The organism is Nonomuraea sp. NPDC048901 (assembly GCF_040649695.1).
Taxonomy (GTDB): domain Bacteria; phylum Actinomycetota; class Actinomycetes; order Streptosporangiales; family Streptosporangiaceae; genus Nonomuraea.
This window is the reverse complement of sequence record NZ_JBEZFW010000016.1, coordinates 288,164-306,631: the sequence shown is the minus strand read 5'-3', so window position 1 is coordinate 306,631 and position 18,468 is coordinate 288,164. Positions and strand designations below refer to the sequence as shown.

Below are 18,468 nucleotides of genomic sequence, written 5' to 3'. Positions count from 1 at the left end.
ACCGAGCTGGCGCGGGCCGACGAGGTCGACTACATCGACGTGTCGCCGCGCCAGATGGTGTCGGTCGCCACGGCGATGATCCCGTTCCTGGAGCATGACGACGCCAACCGCGCGCTCATGGGCTCCAACATGATGCGTCAGTCGGTACCACTGCTCAGGAGTGAAGCGCCCCTGGTCGGTACGGGGATGGAATACCGGGCCGCGACCGACACGGGCGACATGGTCAGCGCCGAGAAGGCCGGCGTGGTGCAGGAGGTCTCCGCCGACTACATCACGGTCTCCAACGACGACGGTACGAGCACCACCTATCGGGTCGCCAAGTTCAAGCGTTCCAACCAGGGCACGTCGTTCAACCAGAAGCCGATCGTGGCCGAGGGCGACCGGGTCGAGGTCAACCAGGTCATCGCCGACGGCCCGTGCACCGACAGCGGTGAGATGGCTCTGGGTAAGAACCTGCTGGTGGCGTTCATGCCGTGGGAGGGTCACAACTACGAAGACGCGATCATCCTGTCCCAGCGGCTGGTCCAGGACGACGTCCTGTCCTCGATTCACATCGAGGAGCACGAGGTCGACGCCCGCGACACCAAGCTGGGCCCGGAGGAGATCACCCGGGACATCCCGAACGTCTCCGAGGAGGTCCTGGCCGACCTCGACGAGCGCGGCATCATCCGCATCGGCGCCGAAGTAGTGAACGGTGACATCCTGGTCGGCAAGGTCACGCCGAAGGGCGAGACCGAGCTGACCCCGGAGGAGCGGCTGCTGCGCGCGATCTTCGGTGAGAAGGCCCGCGAGGTGCGGGACACCTCGCTGAAGGTGCCGCACGGCGAGCAGGGCAAGGTCATCGGGGTGCGGGTGTTCTCCCGTGAGGAGGGCGATGAGCTTCCGCCCGGTGTCAACGAGCTGGTCCGTGTCTATGTGGCCCAGAAGCGGAAGATCAACGATGGCGACAAGCTGGCCGGCCGGCACGGCAACAAGGGCGTCATCTCCAAGATCCTGCCGGTGGAGGACATGCCGTTCCTGGAGGACGGCACCCCGGTCGACATCATCCTCAACCCGCTGGGCGTGCCCGGCCGGATGAACGTCGGCCAGGTGCTGGAGACCCACCTGGGCTGGATCGCCGCCCGCGGCTGGGACATTTCCGGTGTCCAGGAGGCCTGGGCCGAACGACTGCGTGACAAGGGCTTCGAGAAGGTCGCCCCGCGCACCAACATGGCCACCCCGGTCTTCGACGGCGCCCACGAAGAAGAGATCGTCGGCCTCCTCAACAGCACGATCCCCAACCGTGACGGGGACCGCATGGTGCAGCGCAGTGGGAAGGCCCAGCTGTTCGACGGGCGTAGTGGGGAGCCGTTCCCCTATCCCATCGGCGTCGGCTACATGTACATCCTCAAGCTGCTCCACCTGGTCGACGACAAGATCCACGCACGTTCGACCGGCCCGTACTCCATGATCACCCAGCAGCCGCTCGGCGGTAAGGCCCAGTTCGGTGGCCAGCGCTTCGGTGAGATGGAGGTGTGGGCTCTGGAGGCCTATGGCGCCGCCTACGCCCTTCAGGAGCTGCTGACGATCAAGTCCGACGACGTCCTGGGCCGCGTGAAGGTCTACGAGGCGATCGTCAAGGGCGAGAACATCCCCGAGCCGGGAATTCCCGAGTCCTTCAAGGTCCTCATCAAGGAAATGCAGTCGCTGTGCCTGAACGTCGAGGTGCTCTCCAGCGACGGCATGTCCATCGAGATGCGCGACACCGACGAGGACGTCTTCCGCGCCGCGGAAGAGCTCGGCATCGATCTGTCCCGGCGTGAGCCGAGCAGCGTCGAGGAGATCTGACGCCTTACGGCTCCTTACGGCTTCTGGGCGCCTTGTAGCTTTGGGCGCCCAGAAGCGTATTGCGGCCTTGGGCGCCCAGAAGCGTATTGCGACATCCCGCCGATCGACATCCGCTACCTGAACGAGCCGGACCCGGCCAGGCCGTTCGGGCTGCCTTCCACTGACCATCAGAACCATTTTGGTCAGTTTGTCGTCTAGAGTGATGAAGGACGCGACAGGAAGGGAGCCGTCATGGCGGGCACGGTCAGGCATGGGCGGGCGCTGGTGGTCGGGCTGGGGATCGCGGGCATCGCCACCGCGCTGCGGCTGCGGCAGGTGGGCTGGGAGCCGGTGCTGGTGGAGCGGGCCGCCGCGCGCCGATCGGGCGGCTACTTCATCATGCTGTTCGGCGCCGGGGCCGCCTCGGCGCGGCGGCTGGGCGTGCTGGAGGCGATCGGCGACCGCACCCCGCAGCCCGCTCCGTACGAGGTGAACCGGTCCGGGCGCCGCCGCAGCCCCGGCGTGAGCCCGGCCGGTCTGCCCGGCAAACCCCGGGTGGTGCTGCGCGGCGACATCGAGCGGGCCCTGTTCTCCGCGCTGCCGGACGATGTGGAGATCCGCTACTCGACCGTGCCCACCCGAATCACCCAGGACGACTCCGCAGTCGAGGTCACCCTGCACGACACCGCCTCCGACACCACAGTCACCGAGCGCTTCGACCTGGTGGTGGGCGCCGACGGGATGCGCTCGACCGTGCGCGAGCTCGCCTTCGGCCCCCAGGACTACCTGCATCCGCTGAACTACATGATCGGCGCCACCGTTCTGGACAAGCCGATCGAGGGCATCGACCAGGACCAGGGCTTGACCCTGGCCGAGCCCGGACGCTCGGCATGGATCTTCCCCTTCTCCGACCACGCTCCGGGCCTGTTGTTCTCCTACCGCACCGACAACATCGACGCCGAGTTCACGCGCCCGCCGATCGAGTCCATCCGCGCCGCCTTCGGCCCGCAACCCCCCGGACCCGTGCTGGAAAAGTTGCTCACGGCGTTCGAGCAGGCCCCGAACCATCTGTTCGACTCGGTGAACCAAGTCAAGATGCCGCGCTGGCACCGCGGCCGGGTCGTCCTGGTCGGCGACGCCGCCTGGTGCGTGACCCTGTACGCGGGCATGGGCGCCTCCAGCGGCATCGCCGGCGGCGAGCTGCTCGGCACCATGCTGCAGCGCCACCCGGCAGACATGCCCGGCGCGCTACGGGCATGGGAGGCTCAACTGCGGCCGTTCATCCACACCGAGCAGAACACCGCGCTGACCACGCGTAGGCTCTTCACGCCCCACGACCGCAAGGAACAGATCATGCGCACCCTGATGCTCCGCCTCATGCGCGCGCCGGTCATCGGGCAGGTCATGGGCAAGACAATGAACGGCGCGGCCATGAACAACAAACAGCTCGACGTCGCCGCCGTGTGACCCCGACTCCAGAGACCAGGAAAGTAAAGGACAGCCCAGGTGACCAGCCAGCTGATCGAGCGCCACTCGCGCAAAGCCGCCCGCATCCTGGACAGCGCACGCGAGCTGGTGCTCGACCACGGCGTACGGAAGGTCACCGTCAGCGAGATCGCCCGGACGGCCGGGGTCGGCAAGGGCACCGTCTACCTGTACTGGCCCGCCAAGGAAGACCTGATCCTCGGATTGTTCGCCCGCGAACTGCTCACCTTCCTGGATGAGATCATCACCCGCATCGCCGCCGACCCCGCCACCGTGCTGCCGCGCCGCCTGGCCCCACTGCTGATCCGCACCGGGCAACACCTTCCCCTGGCACGCCGCGTGCAAAGCGGCGACGCCGACCTGCTGCGGCTGCTCACCCAGCAGGCCGGCGACCGCGAGCTGTTCGCCCGCACCACACCCAGCGCCCTGTGCGAGACGGGTATGCCGATCCATCACCGCCACGGACTGATCCGCGACGACCGTCCCCTGCCCGACCTGACCTACGCCGTGCACGCCGTGCTGACCGGGTTCGGCGCCGCCATGTCCGACCCAGCCACCGCCCCCCTCGGCGTCAACGACCCTGACCAGGTTCTCGCCGACACCGTGGCACAACTGCTCGAACCCACCGTCGCCCCCAGCGACTCAGCCATCGCCGCGGCCGCCGAGGAGACCCTCATCGTCCTTCGCCAGATCCAGCAGGCGATGCTGGAGCTCATCGAGCGCAGCCAGGTCACCGGAGAATGACCGCTCCGCGGCACTACTAGATCATCCGAGCAACGGGAACTCGGCGTGTTGGTGCCAGCGGCTGCCGTCGCTGACGAACAGACCGACCGACGACATGTGGGCAGTGACCGGCAATCGTGGGGTGATCGCGGCTTCCACCTCGTGGAACACCTGGGCCTGCTGGCCGTGGGCGACCGTCAGGTGCGGGATGACGTCCGCGAACTGTCCGCCGTACGGTGGCGCTTCCGGCCACCGTGCCGCGACGGCCTCGGTCAGGGCACGAAACGGCTGCTCGGGCGTCGGCGCGAGGTAGAGCACGTCAGGGAAACGTCGGCACTCGTCGAAGCGGACGGCGAACGGGCTGTGCTCGCCGATCAGCGCGGTCAAATCGTCCATGACCGCGGGCCCGATGCGATCGATGTCGAGGAAGGGGAAAAGCACCGTCACATGCGCGGGAATCCCCGCACTCGCGGAGGAATCGAGACGCCGCCGCCAGGGCCCGACCAGCGGCTCTGCTTCCCGCACCGCGGCCAGCAGAGCCGTCTCGCCTACTCGGTACTGTCCTGAAGCGTCATCCGACATGGCCGGATGATCTCGAACTACTCGGCAGGTTCGCCACCCATATTCCTCCCACCGCCCGCCTCAGCGGCGTGCGCCGTGCCAGCCGCGTACGAAACGCTCCCGACCTTGGCCTAGAGCGGTGCTTGAGACCTGTCAGCTCGTGAATCCATAGGTCGATGGCCTGTTCGGGAGCTGCCACTGCTGGTCGGGGTTACCGTGGCAGTCCCAGAGCACCAACCAGGTGCCGTTGGTGGTGCTTCCTCTGTTGGCCAAACCGACGCACTTGTCAGGGGCGGCGAGGCTGCGGATGGCGTAGACGTTGCCGCTGACATTGGCGAACTTCCACTGCTGGTCGGGGTGCCCGTGGCAGTCCCACAGCACGAGCGGCGTGCCGTTGTCGACGCTTCCGCCGTTGGCCAAACCGACGCACTTGTTGGTGCCGGCGCGGCTGCGGATCGAAGCGTCGGCGTTGCCATGCCAATACTGGTCGACATGATAATGACAGTCCCACAGCACGAGCAGCGTGCCGTTTTCGACGCTTCCGCCGTTGGCCAGGCCAATGCATTTCGCGCTGCTACTGGCATTACTGCGAATGTAGGTCGACGGGTACTGGTCGGCGTGGGCGGCGGTCGCCAGCCCGAACGTCAGGGCCAGCGCGGCGGGGATGGCGAGCAGTGAACGACGCACGATTTCCTCCGAAAGCCAGGGAAGTTTTCTGTCACGACTGTCGCCTGACCAATGGCGGGAGGGGCATCCCCAGTTTTAGGGGGTGGCTGGCTGGTCAGCGGCCGGTCGATCCGTCGATCTGTTCGCGGAGGATGTCGGCGTGGCCGGCGTGCCGGCCGGTCTCCTCGATCATGTGTGCCAGGACCCATCGCATCGATGGCGCCGGCCCTGGGCGCGAGGGTCGCGGGGCGGGAAGGGCCAGGTCTGGGCAGGCGTTGATGACCTGGTTCGCTCGCTCGACGGTCTTCCGGTAGTCGGCGAGTACGCCGTCGACGGTGTCCTCCGCGGACGGCCGCATGGTCGCGGGCCAGTCGCCGGCATCCTCACCGAGGAAGTAGAACCGTTCGACGAACGCCAGATGCTTGACCAGCCCCAGAAGGTTGGTGCCCGAGGGCACTCCGGCCGTACGGACCTGCGGTTCCGGCACGCCCGCGACCTTGTCCGCGACCGCGTTCCGCAGATAGTCGAGGAAGCCCCGCAGGGTGGCCTTCTCGTCGGCGCCGGTCCGCGGCGGTGTGGTGTCCTTCATCCCTGTTCTGGATCGCTGCATCGAGTCACTCCACTGTGGTTCGTTGGACGAGCAGGATGTTGTCGATGACGGTCGCGGTCTCACCTGCGGGTCCGGTGGCTTGGCGGCGGGGCATGTCGGCGCGCAGGACCGACCAGTGCGCGGGGTCGAGATCGAGTTCGGCCGCGACCTCGGTGGGTGTGGGGTAGTGAATGTCGGGGTCCTGGTTCCATGACCAGGGCGCGGTGGAGCCGTGGTCGACGATCAGCAGCAGACCACCGGGGCGCAGGGCCTGTGCCGCGGTGCGCAGGACTTGGCTGCGGAGCAGCGGGAACGGGGTCTGGAAGTACTGGGCGGAGATGAGATCGAACTGGCCGGCCGGGAAGCTTCTGGCCAGATCGTGCTGTTCGGCGGCGACCCGGTGCCGGATGCCGAGATCGCGGGCGCGTTCCCGTACCCGCTCGACGGCGGTGGTGGAGATGTCCACGGCGGTGACGTGCCAGCCCTGCTGGGCGAGCCAGATGGCGTCGCCGCCGGCGCCGCAGCCCAGATCGAGGGCGGCGCCGGGGCGCAGTGGTGCGGCGGTCTCGGCGAGCAGTGGGTTGACGCGTGCGTCCCAGGCACGCCGGGTGCGGTAGTGCCGCTCCCAGAACAGCTCGGCGTCCTCGTCCGTCGCCCCCTGGTCGCCCGTGGCGGGTCGTCGGCGTCGGTTGGAATCCATGTGAGTTGCCCCTTCGTCGGTCGCGATAGGCACTTTCGGCGCCGGTGATGTACGACAGCATCGCCACCGTCGCTTCCCGCTTGCAAGGAAAGTTGCGGATCCGCATTATCGGGAGGCATGGACAACCCCGCAGAAGACGTGTTGGCCGGAGTCGGGCCGCGTCTACGCGCCCTGCGCAAAGCGCGGAGCACCACGCTGGCGGCGCTGGCCGACGAAACCGGCCTCACCGCGAGCACCCTGTCCCGCCTCGAGAACGGCAAGCTCCGACCCACGCTGGAGCAGCTACTGCCGCTGGCCCGGGCGCACGGCGTCCCGCTCGATGATCTCGTCGCGGCGCCGCCCACCGGCGACCCGCGCATCCACCTGCGACCCGTGCGGCGATCCGGGCTGGTGATGGTGCCACTGACCAGGCGGGCCGGTGGCATACAGGCGTACAAGGTGATCTATCCACCCGCCGGCCGAGCGCCCACGATGAACCTGCGGACCCACGAGGGATACGAGTGGTTCTACGTCCTCAACGGACACGTCAGGCTCGTGCTCGGCGAGCAGGAGTTCCGGCTCGGCGTCGGCGAGGCCGCGGAGTTCGACACCCACGTACCGCACTGGATCGGCAGCGCCGACGGCCGGCCCGCGGAGGTGCTCACCCTGTTCAGCGCGCAGGGTGAACGCGCCCATCTGGCACCGGCCAGGCCTTCGCAGGGATGAACCAGTTGTGCTTTGCGCGTCGACCGGGCTGCGGCGGCCTGCCTGCGCGCGCTGACCGACCTCCAGAGATCAAGGGAGATCATGGCGCTGGAAGACTCATCCAACGGCTCGGCTGCGCCGATGACCCCTGAGCCGGGGGAAACGACAGCACTGCCGCTTCCCCCGGCTCACAGATCACGGTTGGCCGCCGATTCCCGGTTTCACGCCGAAGGGGTTGTCGATGGCGTATCGCCAGCGCCCATCTTGTCCGCGTCGGGCGACATCGGTGGCGGTGCCCTCGATGTGTACGGGACGGCCGTCACGATCCGTCCCGTCGATGACCCAGTCGACGATCAGCAAGGCGATGTCGTCGGCGGTGTAGACATGTCGCGGCCGTACGGTGATCGGCAGCCCGAGACTCAAGAATCGCTCATTGGCGGCATGGGCCTCCTGCCCGGTCAGCGGCGAGCCCGGCTCCGGGACGAACACCGCCCCGCCCCCATAGACTTCCGCCACCGCCTCCGCATCGCCGGTGTTGAACCGCTCGGCGAACACCGTAGGCACGTCTTCGGGGCGTTCAGCAAGCTGCCGCATCATCGCTGCATGTCCTTCCATCAGGTACAAATCAGCCAGACGCGGCAACGCTAGGAGGCGCCCTCGTGACTCACCAAACGGTTGGCTACCCAGTCCGGCCAGGCTTGCCCGACGACCCTCGCGCCAACGTCACCGAACCCACCCCCTCCTGCCCGGTGGAGATCACCCTGGCGGCCCTGCACGGCCGCTGGACAACCCTGGTGATTCGCGAATTCCTGCAAGGCGATCGCACCTTCACCGAACTCCGCCATGCCCTGCCCGCGCTGTCGGACAAGGTCCTGTCCGATCGGCTGGCGCACCTGACGGAAGCCGGTGTGCTCGCTCGCCACCGTCAGCCTGGCTGGCCGCCCCGGGTCTCCTACACACTCACCGCAGACGGGCGCCGCCTCGGCCCCGTTCTGCAAGCCCTATGGGATTGGGGCGCGGAGCACCAGCTCTCTTCGACCGAACGAAGGTGAACCCGGCAGGCGGGAGAAAGAAACGACTGATGTCTGACAACGTTGAGCTCACCGGGCGTACGACACTGAGTGACCTGACCCTCGACGAGATCCAGATCCGCGACCCGTTCATCCTCAACGACCGCTCGACATCGATCTACTGGCTCTACGGCAGTACGGACAAGAACATCTGGTCCGGCCCCGCGGGACCCAGGCGCTCGTGGCGGACACGCCCGAGGGCCCCTTCGCGCCCTGGAGCGACGGCGCGATCACTCCGCGGGAGTGGCAGTGCCTCGACGGCACCTTCTTCGTCGACGACGCGGGCGACCCCTGGCTCGTCTACTGCCAGGAGTGGACCCAGATTCGTGACGGGGCGATCTGGGCTCAGCGCCTCGCCAGCGACCTGCGCCGATCGGCCGGCACACCTGTCTTCCTCTTCAATGCCTCCGAAGCCCCGTGGGCCAAGCCTCTCGACCACTCCGCGACGTACGTCACCGACGGCCCGTTCCTCTTCCGCCTCACCAGCGGGCATCTGCTCATGCTGTGGTCCAGCTTCGGCGAGCAGGGGTACGCGATGGGCATCGCCCACTCGTCGTCCGGGCAGGTCACCGGGCCCTGGACGCAGGAGGAGCAGGCGCTGTGGTCCGCGGACGGCGGCCACGGCATGATCGTACGGCTCCGCGACGGGAGGCTCGCGCTCACCCTGCACCAGCCGAACACCACTCCCGACGAACGGGCGATCATCCACCTGCTTGTCGAGCACGAATCCACCATCGCCCTCGCCGAACGCGTCTCCGGCTGATTACTCGCGTTAACCGGCAGGTCCTACGATGAGTCCTGCCAAGGAATGCGATCGATGAGAGGACCGCATGCCCGTCAAGCGGATCACCAGTTCGGACGTCGCCCGGGCCGCCGGTGTCTCCCGTGCCACCGTGAGCTTCGTGCTCAACGACAAGCCCGGGATGCGCATCACCGAGGAGACCCGGCGCCGAGTCCTGGAGGCCGCCCGCGAGCTGGATTACCGTCCGCACGCCTCCGCCCGTTCCCTGGCGGCCGGCCGCAGCGACGTCGTGCTCCTGGCCATCCCCGACCTGCCCATCGGGGCGGGCATCAGCCGCTTCGTCGAAGAGCTGGCCACCGCGCTGGCGGCCTACGGCCTGACGCTGGTCACCCACCTCGCCGCGGCACACGGCCGGTCACTGCCCGATGTGTGCGCGGCCGTCGACGCCTCCGTGGTCGTCGGCTTCTCCTCCTTCGACCAGGACACCGTCCAGGCTCTGCACCGTGCCGGCGCCGATCTCGTACTCCCCTCCGAACCCGAGGACGCCTCGCCCATGCGGCACCTGGGCCGCCTGCAGGCCGAGCACCTCATCAGCCGGGGCCATCGACGCCTCGGCTATGCCCTGCCCGGCCACCCCGCCTTCCGGCAGATGGCCGACGAACGCCGGCAAGGCGCCACCGACGCGTGCGCGCAGGCCGGGCTCGAACCGCCCGTGGCGCTGACCGTACACCTGGAGATCGCCAGCGCGGCGCAGGCCATCACCGGCTGGCGCGAACAGGCGGTGACCGGCGTCTGCGCCTTCAACGACGAGACCGCGCTCGCCGTGCTCGCGGGCCTGCACGACCACGGCCTCGCCATCCCCACCGACATGGCCGTCGTCGGAGCCGACGACATTCCCACGGCACGCCTGGCGGCCCCGCCGCTCACCACCGTCTGCTGGGACCTGCACGACGTGGCACGACACCGCGCCGCGACGATCGTCACCAGCCTCGCCGGCGCGGGCCAGGCCCCCAGCCACATCGATGCCTCGACCCATCCGCACGTCGTCCAACGCTCATCCACCTAGGGCCATGCTTGGAAGCCCTCGTGCTGGACGGCCCAGCTCCCGTCGCTGGGGAAGCCCGGACACTCGTCGCTGTCCGCGCTCTCCCACCCGGCGACCATGAGAGAGACAGCGGTGAGGAGAGCCCCGTTGGCCGGTAGGTAGAGGGGCAGGATGCTGCCGATCTGCGGGCTGTGTCCGGTGGCCAGGTAGGTGTTCTTGGCGGTGTCGGTGAGGAGGGCGTCCACGGCCAGGTCGGGGCGGCCGAGGCGGGTGGCGGTCATGGCCATGACGGGAAAGTCCCAGCCCCAGGCGCTGTTCCAGTCCCAGTGATCGCGGACGTCGAGGAGGGTGGCCTCCATGACGGCGGGGTCGATGAGCGGGGTCTCGGGGACGACGCCGAGGGCGCACAACATCGAGGGGTGGTCGTCGCGGCGCAGGTAGGGCCCGGTGGCGATGGCGGAGTAGATGCCGTCGCGCTGGTGGGGCCGGGCCAGGTTGTCCTGGATGTACTGCCAGTGCTGGTGTCGCTTGAGGCCGCGCCGTTCGCGCCAGCGCTGGGCGATCTCCAGGCCCCACCACCAGTAGGCGAGCTCGAAAGTGGGGTCCTCGGTGGTCTTCGCGTCGTAGAACTCCTGGGCCGGCATGACGGGGGCGGGCAGGTGGTAGACGCCGTCGCGTTCCTCGACGAACGAGGCCATGAAAGCCGCCGTCTCCTCGACCAGGCCGGCGAAGCGGGTCAGCAGGTCCTCTTCGCGGGTGCGGTGGAGCAGTTCGAGGAGGTAGAGGAGGTGTGGCTGCTGCCAGATGAGCAGGGAGCCGATGTCGGACGGGCTCTCGCGGCCGTCCGGGCCGACGTGCTTGGGCCAGCGGACCCCCTCGTAGTGCTGGCGGCGGGCGGTCTCCCGGGCGGTGTCGAGGATGGACAGGGGCGTGGTGCGGGTCGGCGACGGTCGTGACGCGGACCTGGTGTCCGGCGTAGGTGAAGACGCTGGTGAGGGTGCCGGTCCACAGGTCGAGGCGCTGACGCGGGTCGGTGAGTACGGCGGGGTCGGTCTCTCCCGGTGTGCCTGCCTCGGGTCTGAGGAGGAGCCCGATGCGGCGGCGTCCCAGGGAGCGGCCGTTGAGGAGGACTTCCACCTCATCAGCATCGGCGTAGACCTCGACCGTGACGGGTGCGCCCTCGTGGCCGGGCCAGGTCCAGCTGGGCAGGGTGTCGCTCCAGGCCCAGGGGCTGCCGATGAAGGTCTGGCCGTGGTGTTCGGGCCGCCACACCGCCAGGTAGGGCCGGGTGCGCAGGCCGAAGACGATCTCGCGGTAGTAGGAGGCGGGGCGGCGGTGGCCGGTGATGTCGATGTCGCCGCAGCCGGCCAGCAGGTACGGGTACGGCGCCACGTGCGTGGGCGTCGAGCCGTACTGGGGGCGGCCGATGCCGACCTCGCCCAGGTAGTCCCAGCCGGTCCAGGTGAAGTCGCCGATCACCGTGCTGTACTGCTGGACCAGGGCCCAGTTGCGGTCGATGCGGGTGGGGAAGGTCTCGGTGCCCAGAATGATCCGGTCCGGGAACCTCTCGCGGTCGAGGGCGTAGCGGCTGTCGGAGTAGTTCATGCCGGCGACGTCGAGCACGCTGTAGGACTCGGCGGTGCGCTCGGTGACCACGTCGGAGACGGCGACGGCGTTCATCATGTCCCCGGCGTCGGCCATCAGGGTGTTGATGCCCGCCGCCTGCTCTCTCAGGGAGGCCAGTTCGGACATCACGGCCAGCATGTTGTTGATCGCGTTGGTGACGTAACGGGTGCCGTCCGGGGCGCGGACCTTCTCGGCGAGCTTGCGGCCCCAGGCGGCGCCGGAGGGGGTGCCGGTCTCGGGGATCTCGTTGCCGATCGAGTACATGATCACGCTGGGATGGTTGTAGTCCTTGGCGACCATCGCCTCGATGTCGCGTGCCCACCACTCGGGGAAGCTCAGGCTGTAGTCGTACGGGCTCTTGGCCGAGGTCCACACGTCGAACGCCTCGTCCACGACCAGCATGCCGAGCCGATCGCAGGCGTCCAGCATGGCCTTGCTCATCGGGTGGTGGGACATGCGGATCGCGTTGAACCCGGCCTCTTTCAAGATCTGTACGCGGCGTTCCTCGGCGCGGGCGTGAGTGGCCGCGCCCAGCACACCGTTGTCGTGGTGCACGCAGGCGCCGCGCAGCTTGACGCTCTCACCGTTGAGACGCAGGCCGTGCACGGGATCGAGGCGCAGCGACCGGATGCCGAACGTGACCCGCTCGGAGTCGAGACCGACCAGCGTCACGTCGCACGTGTACAGGGCAGGCTCGGCGACGCTCCACAGGGCGGGATCCCGCACGTAGAGCCGCTGCCGGGCTATCGCAGACTCGCCAGGCAGCACCGTGATCTTGCCGGCGCCGGTCGCCACCACGGCCCCGGCGACGTCACGCAGTTCGATAAGAAGATCAGCCGTGCGAATCTCGATGGAGTCGTTGACCACGGTCGTGGCGACCTCGACCACCGCCCGCTCAGCATCGATGTCCGGCGTGGCCACGCGGACGCCGTCGGGTGCGATCCGGACCACCTCGCCGACCAGCAGCCAGGTGTCCCGATAGATCCCGGCACCGCTGTACCAACGCGAATCCTGGTGAGCACGGGCCTCGACACGGATCTCGTTGTCCTGCCCGAACCGCAGGAACCGATCGGCATCAATACGGAAGAGCGAGTAACCGTAGGGCCGCTGCCCGGCGTAATCGCCGTTGATGAACACGACCGCATCGCGGTAGACACCCTCGAACTCGATGACCACCCGCTTGCCCCGATGTTCCTCGGGCACGAAGAACGTCTTGCGGTACTCGTACTCCCCACCCGGGAAATACCCGCCCGCACCGCCCTCCTCAGAGGGCACCCGCACCTGCTCGATCATGGCATCGTGCGGCAGCGTCACCTCCCGATACGGCACCGTTTGACCGGACAGTTCGGCGAAGGGGTTGGTCTTCGGCCGTACCTGCCAGTTGTCGTTGAAGGACGTGCGGATCACGCGTACTCCTTGATTAGCGAACGGACTTGACGCGCAGCAGGACGACCAGGCCACCGGCCACGGTGAACGCGGCCGCGATGAAGTACAGCAGGGCGTAGTTCTTCTCCCCGCCGGTGGCGCCGATCGCCAGGAAGATCGGCGCGATGAGGGGCGCGATGCCCCGTGACCGGGCCGGTGTTGGTCAGGGTGAGCCGTACGCGCACGGTGTCGCCGTCCACCTCAGTGCGCAGGTCGGAGTAGGCGAAGGTGGTGTACGACAGGCCGTGCCCGAACGGATAGGCGACCGGCATGTCCTTGGCGTCGTAGTAGCGGTAGCCGACGTACAAGCGCTCGCCGTAGTTAGACCCTGGGTAGTCGAGGTAGGCGGGGGTGTCCTGCAGACGCAGCGGGACCGTCTCCGCCAGCCGGCCACAGGGATTGGCGCGGCCGAACAGCAGGTCGGCGAGCGCGCCGCCACCGGCCTGACCGGCCAGCCAGCCCTCCAGGACGGCCTTGGCGTGATGCTGCCAGGACGCGACCTCGACCACGCCACCGTTGGCCAGGACCACCACCACGTTCTGGTTGGCCTCGGCGATGGCCTTGAGCAGGTCGAGCTGGACGGCGGGCAGATCGAGGTGCCGACGATCGAGCCCCTCGGACTCCTCCCCCTCCGGCAGGCCCAGGAACACCACGACGACCTCTGCCGCCGCGGCCGCCGCCACCGCCGCGTCAAGCAGAGTGGCATCCGGCTTGCCGGACAGCAGGTAGCCGGGCTCGAACAGCAGCTCCAGAGCCTCCAGGGCGTTGTCGACCCTGACGGGATTGACCTGGGGACATCCCGCGCCCTGAAACCTCGGCGTACGCGCGAGCTCACCGATCACCACGATGCTCCCAGAAGCGTCCAGCGGGAGTATCGAGCCGTCATTCTTCAGGAGAACGGCCGACTCAGCAGCGGCCCACCTGGGATCTCCCGCAGCGTACGTTCGTCGGCCTCCGCGCTGACCCGCATCCGGTCGGTCTCTTGGTTGTTCGCCGCGAAGTGCTTGACCGAGGCGCCCACGCCCTTGCTCTGGACACCGCTCACCAGCGCCGCCCCGAGCCGGCCGGTGACCAGGGGATCCTCCGACAGGTATTCGAAGTTGCGTCCGCACAGAGGCGATCTCTTGATGTTGACGCCCGGCCCCAGCAGGACCGCGACTCCCGCGGCCCGGCTCTCGGCCCCGAGCGCCTCGCCCACCCGGGTGAGCAGGTCGGCGTCCCAGGAAGAGCCGAGCGCCGCCGCCGTGGGAAAGCACGTCGCGGGCTCAGCCACGCCGAATCCGGCCTGCCGAACATCCGCGGCGAGATTCCGTACGCCGTGCGGGCCGTCGGTCAGCACCACCGACGCGATCCGCAGGCGCTCGATGCTCGCTGTCTCCCACGCGTTGCGGCCGGAGAGCAGTGCGGCCTTCTCTTCCAGGGAGAGGTCCTGGATATTGATCTTTTCGTTCATGGAACGTCCATCCGTCGTACGAGCGGCATGCCGCAGGGCGGGTCAGTCGAAGTCCCGGTCGCACACGTACCGGTCCTTCCAGCAGATGACCCCTGGAACATCCGCTTGCGACGCTCACGGAAGGCTCAGCAGATCTGATTACTCGCGTAACCAACGCGCGTAACCACGCTAACAGCAAGCATCGTGGAGACGGCAAGACATGGCTCTGTAACGAGTCAGCAACAAAGCGCCTGCAACGCGATAAGCCCGTCACCACGTTTCCGCTGGTGACGGGCCTCTAGGACCGTCCTACTGATGCCCGCTCCCCAGGCCTGGAGAGATCTGTCAGGCGCCAGGAGCCCGGTATGCCACCTCCATCCGCGCGGCATCGTCGATCTCTTCTGGCGTCAGCAGGACAGCCGTCTTCGTTCGTACCGCCCCGGTCGCCGATATCGTGAGCCCCACAGCGGCCGAAGCCGCGTTGCTCGGCAGCTCGACGATCACATACGTGTCTGTCTCGCCGAACGCGAAATACATCTGCTCGACCCGCCCGCCGACGCTTTCCGCCATGCGCTCCACCGCTTGCCGGCGTCCGGTGCCGCCATCTCGCAACACTCCTTTGAGGCCATCCGCGGTGTAGGTCGCCTGGATCATGTACTTAGGCATGGTCGAGTCCCTCTTCTCGTGCCGCCACCCTGCGCTGGGCGGCCATTGCGGTCACGAGGTCGAAATTCTCGGCTTAGGGCGACGGTAATCCCTCCCGCTGTACTGGTTTTCCCCTGCCGCAGTCTTCGTGGGGGCTCAGCCGTAGTAGTCGCGGATTTCCCAGAAGCGAGAGGGGTGGGTGTCGCAGGTGTACTGGAGGGCGACGATGTTGTTCTCGGTGCTGACGCCGCCGGCGATGGTCAGGCATTTGCCGGTCTGCCAGTTCACTAGCTGGACGTTCGACGCGGCCCAGACGGCCGTGGACGACGGCGCGGCGGATGCCGGGGTGGCGGTGGTCGCGCCGAGGGCGAGGAGGGGAGTGATGACGGCTGCCGTGCGAAGGATGTGTGACTTCATGTGACCCAGCGTGCCGAGGTGGGGCCAGCATGGCCTGAGTACCTCGTACTCAATGTGTGCCCTGGGTGGACAGCACCATGGCCGCTTGCGGTGATGGCTGTTGCGGCTTGCGGATCACGGTATCCGCATGCGCGGGAGTGATGCCCAGCGCCAGCACGGCGGCCAGGCCGACGGTCAAAGCGGCGGCACGGCGAGTCCAGGTACGGGTCTTCATACGGCTCTCCCAGTCGGCCGATGATCATGACGGTACTGTGCACCAGCATCAGTGCCACATCCCCGCCCGTCCACCCCAGAATGGCCGAGTGGCCACAAGCGGACAGGCCCTCGCACCCGGAGCTGAGCGCCGCCTGTTTGGAGACCAACCGACCGGCCTTCGGCACGACCGTCAGTACCCCGGGTAGCCACCGCCCGGAGCACCAGGCGCCACGCCACCGGGAGGCATTCCGCCAGGAGGCATGTCGCCGTAGGTCATGCCAACGGCGGCCGCCGAGAGGTGTTCCTCCTGGGCCTCGGTGATCTTACGGATGACGCCGATCGCGGGCGCCACGGGACGCGGGACCAACCGCGCCGTCGGCGACCGTTCAGGTCTGCCCTATCGTCCGTTCAGGTGTCTCCCAGAAGACCAGCCGAACGTGCACAGTCAGTTCCGGGCCAGGAGAAACCTCGCGGCCAGATCGTCGGCCAACTCAGCGATGCCTCGAGAGCCGTCGACATCCAGCACCGGCAAATCCTGCTTGAGAGCCTGACGTCGCACCTCGTCGTCCCAGAGCTCGTCGCGGCCCAGCCGATTCACCATCGCCTCGGCGTGGTCGCAGTTTCCCCAGTTGGCTCGCGCTCGGGCTGGGTCAGCGAATCGGGCGCCCAATGCGTGACGCCGGAATTCGGGCGTTGGCCGCAGAAATACAGCTTGCTCGCGCCACTTCAGCAATGGTGCGACGTGTTCGGGCAAGGTACGGAAATCGTCAACCAGAACGGGTCGGTCGGTTGGCAGGGTGAGCAGGTCTTCGATGACGAGTCCGATTGTCTCGCCGTGCAGACTGGGCATGCTCTGGAAGATCTCTTCCGGCGTGCGGCCCGTCCATCTCTGTTCCCGGGGTGTTTGCAGCAGCGCGCACATGTACGGATGTCGCTGCGGGGAACACCGATGGATGTAGTGACGTTCGGCCAGATCGCCGTCATAAACGACCACGTCATAGCGTTCGGCCAAGACCTGGCTGAGGGTGCTCTTGCCCGCGCCGGCACCTCCGGCGATCCAGCGGACATGCGCGAGCCGACGGACGAGATCAGCAAAGTCATATTCGTTCAGGTTGGTCATGCCCGTCAGTCTCACAAGATGGAGCAACTAGAAACAGTCTTGTTCTCGCGTCCCTTGCCGGTGAAGACTGAAGGAGAGGGACGGTTCGTACATACCGCCGTCCGACGAGCTCGACCTCACCCTCGCGCCGCTGATCTCGGCATGGGGGCGCCGCCCGGGATAGCCCGCGGCGTCCGGGCCGCGGTCAGCCACAGGCCGGTGAACACGGCGCAGGCCAGCGTCACGGCACCCGCCACGAGGAAGGCACTGTTGAGGCCGGATTCGAAGGAGGCGCCGCCGGACTCCCGGGTGTGGACGATCGCCCCGAGCACCGCCACGCCGAGCACCGCGCCGATCTGCCGGGTGGTGCTGCTGACGCCCGAGGCGAGGCCGCCCTCCTGCGGGCTGACCGCCTGGATGGCGGCCCCGGTCAGCGGCGACATGGTGAGAGCGAACCCGATGCCGACGACCGCCAGCCGCCACCACACGTTCCCGTAGCCGGTATCGGCGTGAACGAAGCCCAGCGCCAGCAGCCCCAGCCCGGCCAGCGCCAGGCCGACGGCGACGACGACGCGGAAGCCGTACCTGGCCGCGAACCGGCCCGCATACGGGCTGACGATCACCATGGCCAGCGAGACGGGCAGGGTCCGCAGCCCGGCGACCAGGATCGAAGTGCCCTGGACGTAGACGAAGAACTGGGAGAAGAAGAACGACGACCCCATCAGCGCGAACCCGACTACGACCATCGCCGTGTTGGACACCGTGAACAGCCGCTGACGGAACAGCCGCAGCGGCAGCATCGGCGTTGACACACGGCCCTCGACCACGACGAACGCGGCCAGGAGCACCAGCCCGGCGGCGAAGCCGCCAAGGATCACCGGCGAGGTCCAGCCACGGGAACCGCCCTCGATCAGGCCGTAGGTCACAGCGCCCACGCCCGCGACGGACAGGACCGTGCCGGGGATGTCGATCGGCGGCGCGCTCGGGTTGCGGGACTCCCCCAGCACGCGCAGCCCGGCCAGCAGCAGGACCGCCCCGATGGGCACGTTGACCAGGAAGATGGCGGGCCAGCCGAAGGCCTCCACCAGGATCCCGCCCGCCAGCGGCCCGGCGGCCAGGCCGATGCCGCTGAACCCGGCCCACAACCCGATCGCTCTGACGCGCTCCCTCGGAGCGGGATACGCGGCGGCGAGCAACGCCAGCGAGGCGGGGCTCAGCGCCGCGGCCCCAACGCCCTGCAGCACCCGCCCGGCGATCAGCCAGCCGATCGAAGGCGCGAGCGAACACACCACCGACGCGGCCGTGAACACCACCACCCCGGCCAGGAACACCCGCCTGCGGCCGAACCGGTCGGCGAAGACGCCGCCCGACAGCAGCAGCATGGCCACCAGCAGCACGTAGGCGTCGACGATCCACTGCAGGCCGGTCAGCCCGGTGTGGAGCCGCTGCTGCATGTCGGGCAAGGCGGCGCCGACGATCGTGTTGTCGAGCAGCACCATGAACTGACCTGCGCAGGTCAGGGTGAGCAACGCTTTCACGCAAATCCCTCCTAAAGCAG

The 18,468-nt window shown here is 68.1% G+C and carries 20 protein-coding genes; 7 read left to right on the top strand and 13 right to left on the bottom strand.

Going from position 1 to position 18,468, the window contains the following annotated elements:
- From AB0C30_RS43020 to AB0C30_RS43010, 3 genes are all read left to right on the top strand, one after another.
- On the top strand, positions 1-1,827 hold a 1,827-nt coding region (locus AB0C30_RS43020), incomplete at its 5' end, for a DNA-directed RNA polymerase subunit beta (RefSeq protein WP_357954989.1).
- Between the two features lie 231 nt (positions 1,828-2,058).
- Positions 2,059-3,273: an FAD-dependent monooxygenase gene (locus AB0C30_RS43015; protein WP_357954987.1), complete on the top strand. Its 1,215-nt coding sequence runs from the start codon at positions 2,059-2,061 to the stop codon at positions 3,271-3,273.
- 39 nt (positions 3,274-3,312) lie between these two features.
- Positions 3,313-4,035 (top strand): helix-turn-helix domain-containing protein, encoded by a 723-nt coding sequence (locus AB0C30_RS43010; RefSeq protein WP_357954984.1) that lies wholly within the window; start codon positions 3,313-3,315, stop codon positions 4,033-4,035.
- A gap of 21 nt (positions 4,036-4,056) precedes the next feature.
- Here AB0C30_RS43010 and AB0C30_RS43005 read toward each other — a convergent pair whose 3' ends face one another.
- From AB0C30_RS43005 to AB0C30_RS42990, 4 genes are all read right to left on the bottom strand, one after another.
- Complete coding sequence (locus tag AB0C30_RS43005) at positions 4,057-4,596, bottom strand: 2'-5' RNA ligase family protein (protein WP_357954982.1); 540 nt, start codon at positions 4,594-4,596, stop codon at positions 4,057-4,059.
- 132 nt (positions 4,597-4,728) lie between these two features.
- Positions 4,729-5,262, bottom strand: a complete 534-nt coding sequence (locus AB0C30_RS43000) for an RICIN domain-containing protein (protein ID WP_357954980.1) — start codon at positions 5,260-5,262, stop codon at positions 4,729-4,731.
- A 94-nt stretch (positions 5,263-5,356) separates the two neighbouring features.
- Positions 5,357-5,851 (bottom strand): DinB family protein, encoded by a 495-nt coding sequence (locus tag AB0C30_RS42995; RefSeq protein ID WP_357954978.1) that lies wholly within the window; start codon positions 5,849-5,851, stop codon positions 5,357-5,359.
- 4 nt (positions 5,852-5,855) lie between these two features.
- Positions 5,856-6,530: a class I SAM-dependent methyltransferase gene (locus AB0C30_RS42990; protein ID WP_357954975.1), complete on the bottom strand. Its 675-nt coding sequence runs from the start codon at positions 6,528-6,530 to the stop codon at positions 5,856-5,858.
- Positions 6,531-6,647: 117 nt separating this feature from the next.
- On the opposite strand from AB0C30_RS42990, the gene AB0C30_RS42985 reads away from it, so the two are divergent.
- Positions 6,648-7,235 (top strand): XRE family transcriptional regulator, encoded by a 588-nt coding sequence (locus AB0C30_RS42985; RefSeq protein ID WP_357954974.1) that lies wholly within the window; start codon positions 6,648-6,650, stop codon positions 7,233-7,235.
- Positions 7,236-7,409: 174 nt separating this feature from the next.
- Here AB0C30_RS42985 and AB0C30_RS42980 read toward each other — a convergent pair whose 3' ends face one another.
- Positions 7,410-7,856 carry a DUF4440 domain-containing protein gene (locus tag AB0C30_RS42980; RefSeq protein ID WP_357954972.1) on the bottom strand — a complete coding sequence of 149 codons (447 nt, stop codon included), beginning with the start codon at positions 7,854-7,856 and terminating at the stop codon, positions 7,410-7,412.
- Positions 7,857-7,963: 107 nt separating this feature from the next.
- On the opposite strand from AB0C30_RS42980, the gene AB0C30_RS42975 reads away from it, so the two are divergent.
- The 3 genes from AB0C30_RS42975 (at position 7,964) to AB0C30_RS42965 (ending at position 10,092) form a co-directional block, all read left to right on the top strand.
- Positions 7,964-8,266: a helix-turn-helix domain-containing protein gene (locus tag AB0C30_RS42975; protein ID WP_357954970.1), complete on the top strand. Its 303-nt coding sequence runs from the start codon at positions 7,964-7,966 to the stop codon at positions 8,264-8,266.
- Positions 8,267-8,465: 199 nt separating this feature from the next.
- A complete protein-coding gene (locus AB0C30_RS42970) occupies positions 8,466-9,047 on the top strand; it encodes a family 43 glycosylhydrolase (protein ID WP_357954968.1) in 582 nt (193 codons plus the stop codon).
- A 67-nt stretch (positions 9,048-9,114) separates the two neighbouring features.
- The gene (locus AB0C30_RS42965; RefSeq protein WP_357954966.1) at positions 9,115-10,092 is read left to right on the top strand and encodes a LacI family DNA-binding transcriptional regulator; all 978 of its coding nucleotides are present in this window, start codon (positions 9,115-9,117) and stop codon (positions 10,090-10,092) included.
- Here AB0C30_RS42965 and AB0C30_RS42960 read toward each other — a convergent pair.
- The 8 genes from AB0C30_RS42960 to AB0C30_RS42925 all read right to left on the bottom strand — a co-directional run bounded on the left by AB0C30_RS42960 (position 10,081) and on the right by AB0C30_RS42925 (position 18,448).
- The gene (locus AB0C30_RS42960) at positions 10,081-13,104 is read right to left on the bottom strand and encodes a glycoside hydrolase family 2 TIM barrel-domain containing protein (RefSeq protein WP_357954964.1); all 3,024 of its coding nucleotides are present in this window, start codon (positions 13,102-13,104) and stop codon (positions 10,081-10,083) included. The genes AB0C30_RS42965 and AB0C30_RS42960 overlap by 12 nt on opposite strands.
- Complete coding sequence (locus AB0C30_RS42955) at positions 13,101-13,964, bottom strand: glycoside hydrolase family 3 C-terminal domain-containing protein (protein ID WP_357954962.1); 864 nt, start codon at positions 13,962-13,964, stop codon at positions 13,101-13,103. Before AB0C30_RS42955 ends, AB0C30_RS42960 begins: the two co-directional genes overlap by 4 nt.
- 47 nt (positions 13,965-14,011) lie before the next feature.
- Complete coding sequence (locus tag AB0C30_RS42950; RefSeq protein WP_357954960.1) at positions 14,012-14,575, bottom strand: glycoside hydrolase family 3 N-terminal domain-containing protein; 564 nt, start codon at positions 14,573-14,575, stop codon at positions 14,012-14,014.
- A gap of 324 nt (positions 14,576-14,899) precedes the next feature.
- Positions 14,900-15,220: a GYD domain-containing protein gene (locus tag AB0C30_RS42945; RefSeq protein WP_357655454.1), complete on the bottom strand. Its 321-nt coding sequence runs from the start codon at positions 15,218-15,220 to the stop codon at positions 14,900-14,902.
- A 135-nt stretch (positions 15,221-15,355) separates the two neighbouring features.
- Positions 15,356-15,616 carry a hypothetical protein gene (locus AB0C30_RS42940; protein WP_357954958.1) on the bottom strand — a complete coding sequence of 87 codons (261 nt, stop codon included), beginning with the start codon at positions 15,614-15,616 and terminating at the stop codon, positions 15,356-15,358.
- 49 nt (positions 15,617-15,665) lie between these two features.
- Complete coding sequence (locus AB0C30_RS42935; RefSeq protein WP_357954955.1) at positions 15,666-15,830, bottom strand: hypothetical protein; 165 nt, start codon at positions 15,828-15,830, stop codon at positions 15,666-15,668.
- 426 nt (positions 15,831-16,256) lie between these two features.
- Positions 16,257-16,931 carry a hypothetical protein gene (locus tag AB0C30_RS42930; protein WP_357954953.1) on the bottom strand — a complete coding sequence of 225 codons (675 nt, stop codon included), beginning with the start codon at positions 16,929-16,931 and terminating at the stop codon, positions 16,257-16,259.
- 116 nt (positions 16,932-17,047) lie between these two features.
- On the bottom strand, positions 17,048-18,448 hold the full coding sequence (locus AB0C30_RS42925) for a DHA2 family efflux MFS transporter permease subunit (RefSeq protein WP_357954951.1): 1,401 nt from the start codon (positions 18,446-18,448) through the stop codon (positions 17,048-17,050).
- Positions 18,449-18,468 lie beyond the last annotated feature (20 nt).

Excerpts from the sequence above, each read along its gene's own strand:
- AB0C30_RS43015 (WP_357954987.1), top strand. The coding sequence starts at position 2,059 with ATGGCGGGCACGGTCAGGCATGGGCGGGCGCTGGTGGTCGGGCTGGGG.
- AB0C30_RS43005 (WP_357954982.1), bottom strand. The coding sequence starts at position 4,596 with ATGTCGGATGACGCTTCAGGACAGTACCGAGTAGGCGAGACGGCTCTG.
- AB0C30_RS42995 (WP_357954978.1), bottom strand. The coding sequence starts at position 5,851 with ATGCAGCGATCCAGAACAGGGATGAAGGACACCACACCGCCGCGGACC.
- AB0C30_RS42990 (WP_357954975.1), bottom strand. The coding sequence starts at position 6,530 with ATGGATTCCAACCGACGCCGACGACCCGCCACGGGCGACCAGGGGGCG.
- AB0C30_RS42985 (WP_357954974.1), top strand. The coding sequence starts at position 6,648 with ATGGACAACCCCGCAGAAGACGTGTTGGCCGGAGTCGGGCCGCGTCTA.
- AB0C30_RS42965 (WP_357954966.1), top strand. The coding sequence starts at position 9,115 with ATGCCCGTCAAGCGGATCACCAGTTCGGACGTCGCCCGGGCCGCCGGT.
- AB0C30_RS42950 (WP_357954960.1), bottom strand. The coding sequence starts at position 14,575 with ATGAACGAAAAGATCAATATCCAGGACCTCTCCCTGGAAGAGAAGGCC.
- AB0C30_RS42945 (WP_357655454.1), bottom strand. The coding sequence starts at position 15,220 with ATGCCTAAGTACATGATCCAGGCGACCTACACCGCGGATGGCCTCAAA.
- AB0C30_RS42940 (WP_357954958.1), bottom strand. The coding sequence starts at position 15,616 with ATGAAGTCACACATCCTTCGCACGGCAGCCGTCATCACTCCCCTCCTC.
- AB0C30_RS42935 (WP_357954955.1), bottom strand. The coding sequence starts at position 15,830 with ATGAAGACCCGTACCTGGACTCGCCGTGCCGCCGCTTTGACCGTCGGC.
- AB0C30_RS42930 (WP_357954953.1), bottom strand. The coding sequence starts at position 16,931 with ATGACCAACCTGAACGAATATGACTTTGCTGATCTCGTCCGTCGGCTC.